This window comes from Streptomyces sp. NPDC047917 (assembly GCF_043204345.1).
In the GTDB taxonomy this organism is placed as follows: domain Bacteria; phylum Actinomycetota; class Actinomycetes; order Streptomycetales; family Streptomycetaceae; genus Streptomyces; species Streptomyces sanglieri.
The window spans coordinates 227242-241020 of record NZ_JBIDCA010000005.1; the positions used below are offsets into that span (position 1 = coordinate 227242).

The 13779-nt window shown below is 70.0% G+C and carries 12 protein-coding genes; 5 read left to right on the plus strand and 7 right to left on the minus strand.

Translation table 11 applies throughout. The annotated features are described in order from the left end of the window. Window positions 1-75 precede the first annotated feature (75 nt). Window positions 76-774: an SIMPL domain-containing protein gene (locus tag ACGF8B_RS13845; protein ID WP_392737758.1), complete on the minus strand. Its 699-nt coding sequence runs from the start codon at window positions 772-774 to the stop codon at window positions 76-78. Window positions 775-954: 180 nt separating this feature from the next. On the opposite strand from ACGF8B_RS13845, the gene ACGF8B_RS13850 reads away from it, so the two are divergent. After that, a complete protein-coding gene (locus ACGF8B_RS13850; protein ID WP_392737760.1) occupies window positions 955-2772 on the plus strand; it encodes a bifunctional metallophosphatase/5'-nucleotidase in 1818 nt (605 codons plus the stop codon). A 69-nt stretch (window positions 2773-2841) separates the two neighbouring features. Here the strand turns inward: ACGF8B_RS13850 and ACGF8B_RS13855 are convergent, their stop codons facing one another. From ACGF8B_RS13855 to ACGF8B_RS13870, 4 genes are all read right to left on the minus strand, one after another. Further along, a complete protein-coding gene (locus ACGF8B_RS13855) occupies window positions 2842-4257 on the minus strand; it encodes a lysine N(6)-hydroxylase/L-ornithine N(5)-oxygenase family protein (RefSeq protein ID WP_392737761.1) in 1416 nt (471 codons plus the stop codon). Beyond that, window positions 4254-5657, minus strand: a complete 1404-nt coding sequence (locus tag ACGF8B_RS13860) for a pyridoxal phosphate-dependent decarboxylase family protein (RefSeq protein WP_392737763.1) — start codon at window positions 5655-5657, stop codon at window positions 4254-4256. Before ACGF8B_RS13860 ends, ACGF8B_RS13855 begins: the two co-directional genes overlap by 4 nt. 268 nt (window positions 5658-5925) lie before the next feature. Beyond that, window positions 5926-8430 (minus strand): aminopeptidase N, encoded by a 2505-nt coding sequence (gene pepN / locus ACGF8B_RS13865; RefSeq protein WP_392737765.1) that lies wholly within the window; start codon window positions 8428-8430, stop codon window positions 5926-5928. A gap of 79 nt (window positions 8431-8509) precedes the next feature. Beyond that, entirely contained in the window at window positions 8510-9154 is a 645-nt protein-coding gene (locus ACGF8B_RS13870; protein WP_392737767.1) for an SMI1/KNR4 family protein, read from the minus strand. Between the two features lie 152 nt (window positions 9155-9306). Between ACGF8B_RS13870 and ACGF8B_RS13875 the strand changes: the two genes are divergently transcribed. Both ACGF8B_RS13875 and ACGF8B_RS13880 read left to right on the plus strand, forming a co-directional pair. Continuing rightward, window positions 9307-10035, plus strand: a complete 729-nt coding sequence (locus tag ACGF8B_RS13875; RefSeq protein WP_392737769.1) for a PP2C family protein-serine/threonine phosphatase — start codon at window positions 9307-9309, stop codon at window positions 10033-10035. Between the two features lie 91 nt (window positions 10036-10126). Then, window positions 10127-10960, plus strand: coding sequence for a hypothetical protein (locus ACGF8B_RS13880; RefSeq protein ID WP_392737771.1), 834 nt, complete (start codon window positions 10127-10129; stop codon window positions 10958-10960). Window positions 10961-11344: 384 nt separating this feature from the next. On the opposite strand, the gene ACGF8B_RS13885 is transcribed toward ACGF8B_RS13880, so the two are convergent. Both ACGF8B_RS13885 and ACGF8B_RS13890 read right to left on the minus strand, forming a co-directional pair. Next, a complete protein-coding gene (locus ACGF8B_RS13885; protein WP_392737773.1) occupies window positions 11345-11662 on the minus strand; it encodes a 4a-hydroxytetrahydrobiopterin dehydratase in 318 nt (105 codons plus the stop codon). A gap of 1 nt (window position 11663) precedes the next feature. After that, window positions 11664-12908, minus strand: coding sequence for a Twin-arginine translocation pathway signal (locus ACGF8B_RS13890; protein WP_392737775.1), 1245 nt, complete (start codon window positions 12906-12908; stop codon window positions 11664-11666). Window positions 12909-13090: 182 nt separating this feature from the next. Between ACGF8B_RS13890 and ACGF8B_RS13895 the strand changes: the two genes are divergently transcribed. After that, entirely contained in the window at window positions 13091-13306 is a 216-nt protein-coding gene (locus tag ACGF8B_RS13895; RefSeq protein WP_392737776.1) for a hypothetical protein, read from the plus strand. Window positions 13307-13476: 170 nt separating this feature from the next. Then, entirely contained in the window at window positions 13477-13776 is a 300-nt protein-coding gene (gene tgmA, locus ACGF8B_RS13900) for a putative ATP-grasp-modified RiPP (protein WP_392737778.1), read from the plus strand. Window positions 13777-13779 lie beyond the last annotated feature (3 nt).

A 13779-nucleotide genomic window follows, 5' to 3' on the forward strand; every position in this document is an offset into this window, starting at 1 on the left:
CTCAACGACCTTTGGATGAAGGGTTATTGACAAGTGTTGAATTGTGCGGCGGGGTGCTCGGATGAGCATTCTTTTTTAGAGTTTTGGCGGTGACATGATGAAGCGGGCGTTCACCTGGGCGTGGACGGTCTGGCGTTGTGGTTCGAGGTCGAGGGCGGGGGCGGGCTCGGGTGCCGCTCCCCCGAAGGCGGCTCTGCCACGCATGGTGCCGGGTGGGGCGGGGACGGGTGGGGCGGTGTTCTCCGCGCCGAGGTCGGCGAGTTCGACGAGGGCGGTGAGGTGGGCGCCGAGGGCGTCGGCGTACTCGCGGGCGCGTTGGACGGCTTCGTGGACGGCCTGGCGGCGGGCGGTCGCGTGTGCGGGCGAGTCGGGGCGCAGTCCCCACCAGGGGCCGTTGACCCGGGTCATTTCGAGGTCGGCGATGCGGGTGGTGAATTCGCCCAGGGCGGTGAAGTCGTTGAGGACCGCGGTGATGTGGACGCGGCCGTGGTAGGCGTGGATTTGTTCGTTGCGGCCCTTCTGGGTGAGTTCGGGCGTGATGGAGAATGCGCCGGTTTCGAGTTTTTCCACGGCTTGTCCGTAGGAGCGTGCGAGTTCGAGTACGTGGTCGTTGCGGCGGGTGAGGTCTTCGAGGGCGTTGCGGCGGTTCTTGCCGCGGGCGGTGACGGTGATGCCGATGCGGGCGGTTTCGGGGTCGACCTCCAGGCGGGCTTCGCCGCGGACGGCGACGCGGGGGTGTTCGGGGGTGCCGTAGGACGGCGGGGTCTCGGTCATGGGTCCACTGTGGCACTCGGGTCCGACAGCGGCTGGTCACCAGATCGAAACCCGTCAGGGGTGTTGCGTGGCGTGGCTCCTGGGTCAGAATCTACGCGCGTTGTGTGCGGTGGCCTCGTTGCCGAGGAGCCGCTTCGCGCGAGAACCGAGTTGCGTGAGAACTGAGATGTGGGAGACGAAATGCCGCTGAACCGTAGGACGTTCCTGGGCACATCGGCGGCCGCCGGTGCGGGTGTGGCGATCGCGGGGGCCTCGGGTGCGCCCGCCTCGGCGCACGGTCACGGGCATGGGCATGGGCACGGTCACGGGCGTCCGCCGAAGCGGTACTCGTTCACGGTGATGGGCACCACCGATCTGCACGGGAACGTCTTCAACTGGGACTACTTCACGGACAAGGAGTTCGACGACACGGCGCACAACGATGTCGGCCTGGCGAAGATCTCGACCCTGGTGGACCAGGTGCGCCGGGAGAAGGGCCGTCGCAATACGTTGATGATCGATGCCGGTGACACCATCCAGGGCACCCAGCTGTCGTACTACTACGCCAAGATCGATCCGATCACGGCGAAGCGTGGTCCGGTGCATCCGATGGCTCAGGCGATGAACGCGATCGGGTACGACGCCGCGGCGCTCGGCAACCACGAGTTCAACTACGGCATCCCGGTGCTGCGGAAGTTCGAGGAGCAGTGCGACTTCCCGCTGCTGGGTGCGAACGCGCTGGACGCGAAGACCTTGCGGCCGGCGTTCGCGCCGTATGTCATCAAGCGGATGCGTACCCCGCACGGCCGGGACGTGAAGGTCGCGATCCTGGGGCTGACCAACCCGGGGATCGCCATCTGGGACAAGGCGAATGTCAGCGGGAAGATGGTGTTCCCGGGGCTGGAGGAGCAGGCGGCGAAGTTCGTGCCGCGGCTTCGTTCGATGGGCGCGGACGTGGTGATCGTCTCGGCGCACTCGGGCAACAGCGGTACGTCTTCGTACGGTGACCAGATCCCGTACGTCGAGAACGCGGCCGGTCTGGTGGCCGAGCAGGTTCCGGGCATCGACGCCATTCTCGTCGGGCACGCGCACCTGGAGATTCCCGAGTACTTCGTGGAGAACAAGCAGACCGGCAAGAAGGTGGTGCTCTCGGAGCCGTTGAAGTGGGGGCAGCGGCTGACGCTGTTCGACTTCGACCTGGTGTGGGAGAAGGGCCGCTGGGTGGTGGAGAAGGCGGGTTCGCAGGTGCTGAACTCCAACACCGTGGCCGAGGACCCGAAGATCACCCGGCTGCTGGCGGACGAGCACAAGAAGGTCGTGGCGTACGTCAACCAGGTCATCGGTACGTCGACGGCGGCGATGACGACGGCGGAGGCGGCCTGGAAGGACGAGCCGATCATCGATCTGATCAATGTGGTTCAGGCGGAGACGGTGAAGGCGGCGCTGGCGGGTGGCGCGTACGCGGCGCTTCCGGTGCTGTCGCAGGCGTCGTGCTTCTCGCGGACGGCGCAGATTCCGGCCGGGAACGTGACGATCAAGGATGCGGCGGGTCTGTATCCGTTCGAGAACACGCTTGAGGCGCGGTTGCTGACCGGTGCGCAGCTGAAGGACTACCTGGAGTTCTCGGCGCGGTACTACGTGCAGACTCCGGCGGGTGCGCCGGTGGACACCGCGAAGCTGACGAACGCGGACAACACTCCGGACTACAACTACGACGCGGTGTCGGGGCTGACGTACGAGATCGACGTCGCGAAGCCGAACGGCTCGCGGATCGTGGGTCTCTCGTTCGAGGGGAAGCCGATCGATCCGGCGGCGGAGTTCGTGCTGGCGGTGAACAACTACCGGGCCAGTGGTGGCGGGAACTTCCCGCATGTCGCGGGTGCCAAGCAGTTGTGGGCGAATTCGGAGGAGATCCGCAACACGATCATCGCCTGGGTGCAGGCGAAGGGGTCGGTGGACGGTGCGCAGTTCGCGTCGGTGGACTGGCGGCTGACGCGTGAGGGCACGCCGGTGTTCTAGGGGTTGTTCCGGTGGGCGGCCGTCTTCTCCTTCGGGAGGGAGGCGGCCGCCTTCTGTGTGTGGGGGGTGTCAGTTGTTCCGGGCGAGGGGGATGAGGTCGGGGCCCTGGGTGGGGACGTGTGGGGTGTGGGGGGTGAGGCCGAAGGTGGTGAAGGCGGTGCGTTCGGGGAGGGGGTAGGGGTTGGTGCCGGTGAGGTCGTTGAGGATGGTGGCGCTGCGCCAGGCGGCGAGTCCGAGGTCGGGGGCGCCGACGCCGTGGGTGTGGCGTTCGGCGTTCTGTACGTAGACGTTGCCGGTGACGGTGGGGTCGAGGACGAGGCGGAACCGGTCGTCGATGCGGGGTCGTTCGGAGGCGTCGCGGCGCATGTAGGGGTCGAGGCCGGTGAGGAGGCGGTCGAGGGAGCGTTCGCGGTAGCCGGTGGCGAGGACGACGGCGTCGGTGGTGAGGCGGGTGCGGGTGTTCTGCTGGGTGTGTTCGAGGTGGAGTTCGATGCGGGTGTTGGCGACGCGTCCGGCGGTGCGTACGGAGACGCCGGGGGTGAGGGTGGTGTCGGGCCAGCCGCCGTGGAGGGTGCGGCGGTAGAGCTCGTCGTGGATGGCGGCGATGGTGTCGGCGTCGATGCCCTTGTGGAGTTGCCATTGGTGGGGGACGAGTTCGTCGCGTACGGCTTCGGGGAGGGCGTGGAAGTAGCGGCTGTAGTCGGGGGTGAAGTGTTCGAGGCCGAGTTTTGAGTACTCCATGGGTGCGAAGGCCTGGGTGCGGGCTAGCCAGTGGAGGTTTTCGTGGCCCTGAGGGCGGGCGCGCAGGAGGTCGAGGTAGATCTCGGCGCCGGACTGGCCGGAGCCGATGACGGTGATGTGGGGGGCCTGGAGGATTTCCTGTCGGTGGTGGAGGTAGTCGGCGGAGTGGATGACGGGGGCGTTCTCCGCTTCGGTGAGGGGTTTGAAGAATTCGGGGACGTACGGTTCGGTGCCGATGCCGAGGGCGATGTTGCGGGTGTGGGCGCGGCCGAGTGCTTCGGCCTCGCCTTCGTTGTCGAGTTGGGTGAAGTCGATCTCGAAGAGTTCGCGTTGGTTGTTCCAGCGGACGGCGTCCACCTGGTGGCTGAAGTGGAGGCCGGGCAGTTGGTCGGTGACCCATCGGCAGTAGGCGTCGTACTCGGCGCGTTGGATGTGGAAGCGTTCGGCGAAGTAGAAGGGGAAGAGGCGGTCCCGGCTGCGTAGGTAGTTGAGGAAGGTCCAGGGGCTGGCGGGGTCGGCGAGGGTGACGAGGTCGGCGAGGAAGGGGACCTGGAGGCTGGCTCCGTCGATGAGGAGGCCGGGGTGCCAGTGGAAGGCGGGGCGTTGTTCGTAGAAGGCCGCGGAGAGGGGGCGGTCGGTGGGTACGCCGTGGGCGAGGGCGGCGAGGGAGAGGTTGAAGGGGCCGATGCCGATGCCGACGAGGTCGTGTGGCTGGTCGGTGTCGGGGGTGGGGAGGTCGGTCATCGGGGGGTCTTGCCTTCCGCGAGATCGTTGGTGAGCCGGTCGACGAGGTCGAGGAGTGTGTGCAGGTCCTGGGGGGTGGTGTGGGGGTTGAGGAGGGTGGCTTTGAGCCAGAGGCGGTTGCCGGTGTGGGCGCGGCCGAGCACGGCGCGGCCTCGGGTGAGGAGGGTGCGGCGGATGGTGGCGACGGTGGTGTCGTCGGCGCCGGTGGGGCGGAAGAGGACGGTGCTGATGGTGGGGCGGTCGTAGAGGTCGAGGGTGGGGGTTTCGTCGATGAGGTCGGCGAGGTGGTGGGCGGCGGCGAGGGTGCGGTCGATGAGGTCGGCGAGTCCGGAGCGGCCGAGTGCCCGGAGGGTGACGGCGATCTTGAGGGCGTCGGGGCGCCGGGTGGTGCGCAGTGAGCGGCCGAGGAGGTCGGGGAGGCCGGCTTCGGTGTCGTCCTCGGCGTTGAGGTAGGAGGCCCGGTGGTGGAGCGGGTCGAGGTGGTGGCGGTGCGGGACGGCGAGGATTCCTGCGGATGCCGGTTGCCAGCCGAGTTTGTGGAGGTCGAGGGTGACGCTGTCGGCGCGGTCGAGGCCGTGGACCTTGTGCCGGTGGGTGGGGCTGAAGAGGAGGGGGCCGCCGTAGGCGGCGTCGATGTGGAGTTCGGCGCCGTGGGCGGTGCAGAGGTCGGCGATGTCGGTGAGCGGGTCGATGCGGCCGGTGTCGGTGGTGCCGGCGGTGGCGGTGACCAGGAGTGGGCGTCGGCTCCGGGTGAGGGCTTCCCGCAGTGCGGGGAGGTCCATGACGCCGGTGGGGGCGGGGACGACGAGGGGTTCGGGGAGGCCGAGGAGCCAGGCGGCGCGGGTGATGCTGTGGTGGGCGTTGGCGGCGCAGATGGTCTGTACGGGGCCGTTGCGCTCGCGGGCGAGGAGGAGTGCGAGTTGGTTGGACTCGGTGCCGCCGGTGGTGACGAGTGCGTCGGGGGTGGGCCGGCCGGGGTAGACCTCGGTGGCCAGGGCGGCGGTGATGTCGGCTTCCAGGGCGGAGGCGGCGGGGGCCTGGTCCCAGGAGTCCATGGAGGGGTTGAGGGCGGATGCGGCGAGGTCGGCTGCGGCGGCGAGGGCCAGGGGTGGGGTGTGGAGGTGGGCGGCGCAGAGGGGGTCGGCGGGGTCTGCGGCGCCTTCGGTGAGGGCGGTGATCAGGGTGCGCAGGGCCTCGTGGGGGCCGGTGCCGTGGTCGGGGACGACGGGGTGGGTGGCGGTGCGCATCCGGGGGGTGACGGCGTCGGGGCCGCCTGCGGGCAGGGGGCCGTCGCGTCGGTGGGCTCCGTCGTGGAGCGCGGTGAGGACGGTGTCGAGGAGGGGGCGCAGGGCGGTGGGGCCGGTGGTGGTTCCGGCGAGGGGTGGGGGTGGGGTGGGCATGGTGTGGGCCCTTCGGATGCGCGTGGCCGGGCATGGGTGGACATGCCAGCTTGTCCGGGTTTTCGGTGGCGCCGCCGTGGAGCCGGGGGATGTGAACTCGAAAGGGGGACGGTTGGTGGGGTGTGGGGTGTTGCGGGGAGTTCCGGTGGTATGGGTGCGGCTCGGGATACGGGTGTGCCCGGCGTCCCCTGTGGTGGGGGCGCCGGGCACGGGTGGTGCGGGTGCGGGTCGGTGACCCGGTGGGTCGGTGACCCGGTGGGTCGGTGGGTCAGTGAGCCTTGCGTACGTCGAGGGCGCGGCGCAGGTCGTCGATCTGGTCGGTGAGCCTGCGGTGCAGGGCGGGGATGAGGGCGGGGTCGTCGAGGGCCTGTTCGCCGAGGCGGAGGTTCTCGGCGTCGACCGCGTACGCCGGGAAGGCGTAGCGTCCGGCGGCGTCCGCGATGGCGGGGCCGCGGCGGGCGGCGAGGTCGGTGGCCTCGGGGTAGTAGCGCGGCACGTAGTCCTGTACGAGGTCGGCCTGTTCGGGCTGCCAGAAGCCCTGGGCGACGGCGGTGAAGAGGTAGTTGGAGAGGCTGTCGTCGTTGAACATGGCGTGCCAGGCTGCGGCCTTGGCGTCGGGGGTGGGGAGGGCGGCGCGGCAGCGTGCGGCGCCTTCCTGTCCGGTGGCGCTGGGGTCCTGTTCGAGTTCGGCGGCGATGGTGGTCTCGTCGACGGCGCCGAGGACGGCGAGGCGGGTGAGGATGCGCCAGCGCAGTTCGGGGTCGAGTTCGGGTCCGCCGGGGACGGTGCCGTTGGTGAGCCAGTCCTGGATGGTGTCGGGCTGGGTGGCGGCGTCGATGAGGTGGCGTACGGCGACGAGGCGCAGGCCGGGGTTGTGGCCGTCCTCGGTGCGGCGGATGAGGTCGCGGCACAGGGTGGTGAGGGTGGCGAGGGCCGCGGGGCGGTTCTCGGGGCTCACGTAGCGGTCCGCGACGTAGGTGCCGGCGAAGGCGAGTACGCCCTGGGCGAGGGCGAGGTCGGTCTCGTGCGGCAGGTGGGCGCGGGCGGCTTCGAGGTAGGTGGCGGGGGCGAGTTCGCCGTCGCGGACCATGTCGCGGGCGGTGTTCCAGATGACGGCGCGGGTCAGGGCGTCGGGGATGCCGGAGAGGCCGGTGACGACGGTTTCCCAGGACCGGGTGTCGAGGCGGACCTTGGCGTAGCTGAGGTCGCCGTCGTTGAGGACGAGGAGCGCGGGGCGGTTGCCGGGGTGCGCGTCGGGGGTGCCGTCGTGGGGGACGTCGATCTCGAACCGCTCGCGCAGGACGAGCCGCCCGTTGCCGGTGCCGGCGTCCGGGGCCTGGTCGTAGGCGCCGACGGCGATGCGGTGGGGGCGGCTGCCGTGGTGGTCGACGTCGAGGGTCCAGGTGCCGTCGGACTCCTGGACGCGGGGGGTGAGGGTGTCGACCCCGGTGGTGCGCAGCCAGGCTTCGGCCCAGGCGTGGACGTCGCGGTCGGTGGCGGATGCGAGGTTGTCGATGAAGTCGGCGAGGGTGGCGTTGGCGAATTTGTGGCGGGCGAAGTGGGTGTTGATGCCGGCCAGGAAGTCCTTCTCGCCGAGCCAGGCGACGAGTTGGCGCAGGGCGGAGGCGCCCTTGGCGTAGGAGATTCCGTCGAAGTTGAGCATCGCGGACGCGGTGTCGGGGACGGCGTCCGGGTCGGGTGCGACGGGGTGGGTGGAGGGGCGCTGGTCGGCGTCGTAGCCCCAGCCCTTGCGGGCCACGCCGAAGTCGACCCAGGTGTCGGTGAAGCGGGTGGCTTCGGCGAGGGTCTGGTAGCCCATGTACTCGGCGAAGGACTCGTTGAGCCAGATGTCGTCCCACCAGGCGAGGGTGACGAGGTCGCCGAACCACATGTGGGCCATCTCGTGGGCGATGACCATGCCCCGGGTCTGGCGTTCGGTGTCGGTGACGGCGGAGCGGTAGACGAATTCGTCGCGGAAGGTGACGAGTCCGGGGTTCTCCATGGCGCCGGCGTTGAACTCGGGGACGAACGCCTGGTCGTAGGAGTCGAAGGGGTAGGGCTCGTCGAACTTCTCGTGGAAGCGGTCGAAGCAGGCCCGGGTGATGTCGAGGATCTCGTCGGCGTCCGTGTCGAGGTACGGGGCCAGGGAGCGGCGGCAGTGGATGCCGAAGGGCAGTCCGGCGTGTTGGGTGGTCACGGAGTGCCAGGGGCCGGCGGCGACGGCGACGAGGTAGGTGGAGATGAGCGGGGTGGGGGCCAGGGTCCAGTGGCCGTCGCCGCGGTGTTCGGCGACGCTGTTGCCGAGGACGGTCCAGCCCTCGGGGGCGGTGACGGTGAGCGCGAAGACGGACTTGAGGTCGGGCTGGTCGAACGCGGCGAAGACGCGCTGGACGTCTTCCATGAAGAGCTGGGTGTAGAGGTAGGTCTCGCCGTCGGTCGGGTCGGTGAAGCGGTGCATGCCTTCGCCGGTGCGGGAGTAGCGCATGGCGGCGTCGACGCGCAGTTCGTGGGTGCCGGGGGTGAGTGCGGTGAGGGGGAAGCGGTTCTCGACGAGGTCGGCGGGGTCCAGGGGCTGTCCGTCGAGGCTGATCGAGCGCAGAGTGGCCGGCTTGAGCTCGACGAAGGTGTCTCCGGCCGCGGCGGCGGTGAACTGGATGACGGTGCGGGAGTCGAAGGTCTCCTCCCCTGCGGTGAGATCGAGGTCGATCGTGTACCGGTGTACGTCGAGGAACTGGGCTCGGGTCTGCGCTTCGTCGCGCGTCAGTACGGACATGTGTCCATGCTGCCGTACGCGGTGGGCGGACCGCAGGCGGGTTCTCGCACGGCTGAGCGGTCTCCTCCCGGGCGGGTGGTCACTTCGTCTCGCCGCGGAAGCGGCGGTACTCGTCGTGCATGAGGTCCCAGAAGGAGCGGTGGCGGACCGCGCCGGGCAGCCAGTGGGCGAAGTACCAGGCCTCCCACTCGCCGTCGGGGGTGACGACGCGGGGGTTGAGCAGGTAGACGTCCGATGCCCCGGGGGTGTGGCTGATCTTGAGCAGGTCGTTCAGGTATTCGGTCCGGATGGCCCAGGGTTCCTGCTGGTCGCCGTAGACGAAGTACTGCTCGTCGGGGAGGCTGTCCGGTTCCCCTCCGTCGGGCCGGTCCTCGATCAGTTCCGGGTCGAGGTCCCTGACCCAGCCGATCTCGCGTACGGGAAGGAGCCGCCGGATCTCGCTCGTGGTGTCGAGCCATCCGTCGCTGGTCCGCAGGAACTTCCGGTAGCTGGGCGGCAGTACGGCGCCGAGCCGTGCTTCGAGCGCCGAGATCTCCTGCGGTGTCGCTCCCGCCGATCCCAGCCATCGGGCCGCCCGCACCGCGTCCGGAAAGGGCTCGGATCGCTCCTGCTCGTGCAGGACGGGGTCGAGCCATTCGTCGCTCCAGCGTTGGAGCAGTTCACGCCATGGGTGAGGAGTGGGGTGGAACTCGGGTGCGGGCTCGTCCCGTTCGGTGTCCGGCATGGTCGAACGGTACGCGGGGCCGCTGACAGCCGCTCTGGCAGAATGCGCGGCTGATGAGCGAGATCACGAAGTGTGTTCTGTGCGGCGGGACGGTCGCTCCCGACGGCTGTTGCTGGGACTGCGGTGGCGCCCAGCCGTCGTTCCGTTCTCGGGTGGAGATCACGGCGGGCGGTGGTGCGGCGGGGGTCAGTGACCGGGGCCGGCACCGGGGTGTCAACGCGGACGCGATGGCGCTGGCCACGGTCGGCGGATGGACGGCCGCGGTCGTCTGCGACGGGGTTTCCATGTCGCCGCGGTCGGAGCGGGCGGCCCGGGTGGCGGCCGGGGTCGGGCTGAACGTGCTGGTGGCCGGGTTGCGGGAGGGAGCGCTGCCGGAGTATGCGCTCGCCGACGCGGCCGTGCGGGCGGGACGCGCCGTCGTCGGTCTCGCGGAGTCGGTGGCGGCCGCGCCCGCCTGTACGTTCGTCGCCGGTGTCGCGGGCCCCGAGGGTGTCTGGAGCGCCTGGATCGGTGACAGCCGTGCCTACTGGCTGCCCGATCAGGGGCCGGGAAGGGCGCTGACCGAGGACGACACGGGCGAGCACGGGGCGCTCTCCGCGTGGTTGGGGGCCGATGCCGGTGATCCGGCGCCGCGAGTGCGCAGCTACCGGCCCTCGGTGCCGGGCCGGCTGCTGCTGTGCACCGACGGGCTGTGGCGTTATCTGTCCGGCGCGGCCGCGTTGCGGGAGGTGCTCGGCCGTCGTCCGGCCGGTGGTGGTGTTCCGGAGGAGGCGCGGTCGCTGGTGGGGTACGCCCTGGAGGCGGGCGGGCACGACAACGTGACGGTGGTGCTGGTCCCCGTCGTACCCGGTCCGCCGGGTGTTCCGGTGGCCGGGGCGTAGCCGGGCCGGATCGTGCAACCGTGCGGGCGGCCGCCGCGTCCCGCGTTGCGACGGGCGCTGCTGCCCGGTGCCGGGCGGGAGGGGTGGGCGGATGGGGCGGACGGTGTCCGGGGCGGTGCGGGAGGTGGCCGGGCGGGGTGCGGGAGCTTCCGGTGGTGAGCGGCGATGGGTCGTGGGGGTCGCGCCGTGGGGTGTGGCGGCGGGTGCGGTCGCCTGGTGTCTCGCGGGGAGCTGGCGGGCCGCGCACACGCGGAACTACCCGTGGAACGTCTGGACCCCGGTCGGCTACGGGGCGGTCAAGGGGGTGTTCCTGGGGCTGCTGGCCGGCTGGTGCGCCGTGGTGGTGCTCCGGTTCGTTCCGGCGGACCGGTGGCGGGCGGGCGGCGGGGCGGTGGCGCGGTTCGCGGGGCTCGTGTTCGCCGGAGGGCTGCTGGGCGCTCTGGTGCCCGGCACCCTCCGGGACTTCCTGGGTGAGCCGCAGCCGCGGACCCTGTACTACTTTGACGGGCCGAGGCCTCGCTCGCAGTGGTTCTGGCGGCCGTTGCTGGCCGAGTGGCTGACGTACACGGTGCTGCCGGCGTTCGGGTGTGCGGTGCTGCTGACCGTGGGCGCCGTGCTGTCGGCGCGGTGCTCGCGCCGTGACCGGTTCGGCTGGGCGGTGCCGGCCCTGGTGGGTGTGGGGCTGTTGTTCCTCCCCGGCCGGGCGGCCGCCGGACTGCCCGAACCCCAGGGCAACGGTGATCATGTCAACGAGTCGGCGGGGGCCGGGCTCGTCGTACTGGCCACGGGGCTCGGGCTGCTACTGAGTGCCTGGGCGGTGCGGTCGTGGCGCCGGTCGCACCGGCCGGTGGGTCCTCGGGCCCCGGCGCTCACGCCTGCCCGTTCGTCGCCGCCTCCTCCGCGATCCGCTCGTGGTGGCGGATGACCTCGGCCACGATGAAGTTCAGCAGCTTTGAGCGGCGTCCCGAGGTGCAGGTCACTCGACTGAGTTCTGGCCCGTGAACTGGGCAAATGCCCGCCCGCCGCAACCTGGCCTGCAATGACTGCGCTCTGCCTTGACTCTGGCACCACTCTCAGAGCACTCCCAGCGCTCCGCCTCGACCACCACGGCCTCCACGCTGTCGTCTGCCCAGCCGAGGAGGTGGGCGTACGCCCGGTGCGTCGGGGTCGGCTTGGTCACGGCGCTGGGCGCACTGCTGGCCTCGCCCCTGGCCGCGGCAGCGGCTGTCTCCAGTGGAACGCCGCCGCTCATGAACAACGCCCCTGCCTGGCCTCGGTCAGAGCGGGGTGCGGCTTCGTGCGTCCGGAGTCAGTCGAGCGGCGTGGCCTGGTGCGCTTCGGCAATGGCGTCGATCCGGGCTGCGAGGTCAAAGTCTGCCTCGGTCAGCCTGTAGTCGGCGTCATGTGTCGTGACAGCGATATGCAGGTGGTCGATTCTGAGATCGATGTCTGCGTGGTGGCCAATGCGCCGTTCCCGGTCGGCGATGTGCACGATCATCGCCACCCCCGCGTGATAGCGGATATCCACCCTGCGGTGAATCTTGTCGCCGTCACGGGTCCACTTCGGCACCTTGGCCAGCCGCGCTTCGATCTCCTCGTCCGTCAGCGGCTCCGGTACGCCTGCCACGTCATCCCCTCTCGGTCACGGGCCCCAGGATCTCCGCAAGATCCCGTCCGACCGGGGCATCCTGCCACGGCCGCATGGCCCGCTCCAGGGCGAGCAGTTCCCGTCGCATCCTGGCTGACCGGGTCTCTACTGCGATCGTCACTACGGTTCGGGCGATTTCCACCGCCTGATCCGGCTCACGCGAAGCCGCCGCGGCTGCTGCCTGCCTGGCCATGTACACCCCGCGGTCGCGGCGGGCGGTTTCCGGAACGACCGCAAGTACCTGCGACCAGAGCGCGCCGGCCTCGACGCCGAGACCAAGCCGCCCGTAGCACGTGGCGCGCTGCACTTCGAGGTATCCGGGGGTCCTCCGGCACGCGTTGCCCCACGGCAGATCGTCATCCACGCGCGGCAGCAACCGGTCAGCTTCGTCGATGAGCTGGTCGACCAGGCTGCGTTCCCCGGTAAGACTGGCGCCGTGGGCTTGCTGTTGCATGGCCATGATGCGCACCTTCGGAACGAGCCGGTCAGCGTCGTCGAGTGCTGCTTCGCACAGGTCGACGACTGCGTGCCCGTCACCAAGATCAGTCCTGACCTGGGCCTGGTTGACGAGCGAGTACCCGATGAGGTGCGGGTCACGAGACCTCATGGCGATCTCTTGGGTGACACCGCGCCAGAACGCTGCTCCGTCCATGTCTCCGGCGTCCTGGTACAGCCAACCAACGAGAGCCGCATAGGCCGCGCCGACCCGCAGAAGACCGCGGCGAGTCTCACCCTTCGCCGAACGCACCAGTTTGTCGATGAGCTGGTATTGAGCAGAGACGGTGCCGATCAGGTCGTGAGGGCCGAGGAACATGTCGGCCCGATAGTGGCCCTCCAACTGCTGCTGGAAGTAGTCGATAAGGGCAGGGTCAACATGCTGTGGTGCGACCGGTCCCACGGCAAGTGCGGCTGCGGTGACGGAGGAGAAAGCTTGGCGGCGCACCCGTTCCTCTTCGTGGTGCTCAGGCCGGATCCATCCCGGCGGAGTCGTAAACCCGAGGTCTTCCGGCCAGCGGCCGAGCGCGTCGTGGATGACGATCGCGGTCTCCTCGGCCGGCCACCCGGGACGGTCGCCCTCCCAGCGCCTCCAGGTGCGGGCTGAGACGGTGAACTGGTTGTCTTCGAGGAGCTGTTGCCCGTGCTCTGTGAGAACTTTGGCGGCTGCCTCGATGGTTCGCCAGCCCGCGCGCAGCCGTGCGGCCCTCAGCGCGTCGTTGCGGCTCATGTGCCCAGTCCGAGGTGTCATCCCGCCCGCTCTTTTGGCCGTGGCCGCTACGTGGCCACGCATGGCCATTCGGCGGCCTATTCGCTGCTCACCGTGCACACACATCATCGGGGGGTGAAGGCGGGCGGTACAGCGAACTGGCTGGATGCCCCTCAATCGACGTAGGCCGGGGGCCGGACCTCATGACTACCAAGCTGATCGACCTTCCTCCTGTGGTGTCGCTGTCCGTGGCTCAGCAGCGCGGCGCGCGTTGTGTCTGGTGCGCGGTCGCGCCGGCCGGCGGAACGGCGCACGACCTCGGGCCGCACCCGGTGGACGCCCACGGAACGGCTGCGCACTGGTTCCCCCGGCGCTGCCGCCGCTGCTGGAGCGATCGGGGGCTGTCCGAATGGGGATGACGATCACGGTGTACGAGGTCGACCGGCACGGCCATACGCGGGTCATTCGTCCGACGACGCGGGTTGTCCCTCTCAAGGATCCGCCCCGGACATCCAGGTACCCGCCGTGCGAGTGCGACCGGTGCGGCAACAGCACGCCCCGCCACAGCAACCCATAGGAGGAACGACGCATGATCACCACCATTGCGGATCCGCGGGAAGTCTTCCCGCTCGCGTCCAAGCTGTCGCGCGCCTTGCGCGGCAGCGAACTGCCGAGCAACGTGAACACCCGCCCGTGGGTCCTGCGGTTCGCACGGACCCCGGACGCGACAAAGGCCGTCGTGCTGCCGCCGGCCGTCTACGACAACGAGTTGCAGATGTCCGTCGGTCTCTACGAGGGCCCGCTGCCCTACATGCAGACCCACCAGCCCACGGTCCCCGACGGAAGCATGACCAGCCCGCCGCCGCTCGACGAGGGCCCGAAGGACTGACTA

Bases quoted from the DNA above. Each gene is read 5' to 3' on its own strand.
- ACGF8B_RS13855 (WP_392737761.1), bottom strand. From the start codon at position 4,257: ATGACCGACCTCCCCACCCCCGACACCGACCAGCCACACGACCTCGTC.
- tgmA (WP_392737778.1), top strand. From the start codon at position 13,477: ATGATCACCACCATTGCGGATCCGCGGGAAGTCTTCCCGCTCGCGTCC.
- ACGF8B_RS13890 (WP_392737775.1), bottom strand. From the start codon at position 12,908: ATGAGCCGCAACGACGCGCTGAGGGCCGCACGGCTGCGCGCGGGCTGG.
- ACGF8B_RS13860 (WP_392737763.1), bottom strand. From the start codon at position 5,657: ATGCCCACCCCACCCCCACCCCTCGCCGGAACCACCACCGGCCCCACC.
- ACGF8B_RS13870 (WP_392737767.1), bottom strand. From the start codon at position 9,154: ATGCCGGACACCGAACGGGACGAGCCCGCACCCGAGTTCCACCCCACT.
- ACGF8B_RS13850 (WP_392737760.1), top strand. From the start codon at position 955: ATGCCGCTGAACCGTAGGACGTTCCTGGGCACATCGGCGGCCGCCGGT.
- pepN (WP_392737765.1), bottom strand. From the start codon at position 8,430: ATGTCCGTACTGACGCGCGACGAAGCGCAGACCCGAGCCCAGTTCCTC.
- ACGF8B_RS13845 (WP_392737758.1), bottom strand. From the start codon at position 774: ATGACCGAGACCCCGCCGTCCTACGGCACCCCCGAACACCCCCGCGTC.
- ACGF8B_RS13895 (WP_392737776.1), top strand. From the start codon at position 13,091: ATGACTACCAAGCTGATCGACCTTCCTCCTGTGGTGTCGCTGTCCGTG.
- ACGF8B_RS13880 (WP_392737771.1), top strand. From the start codon at position 10,127: ATGGGGCGGACGGTGTCCGGGGCGGTGCGGGAGGTGGCCGGGCGGGGT.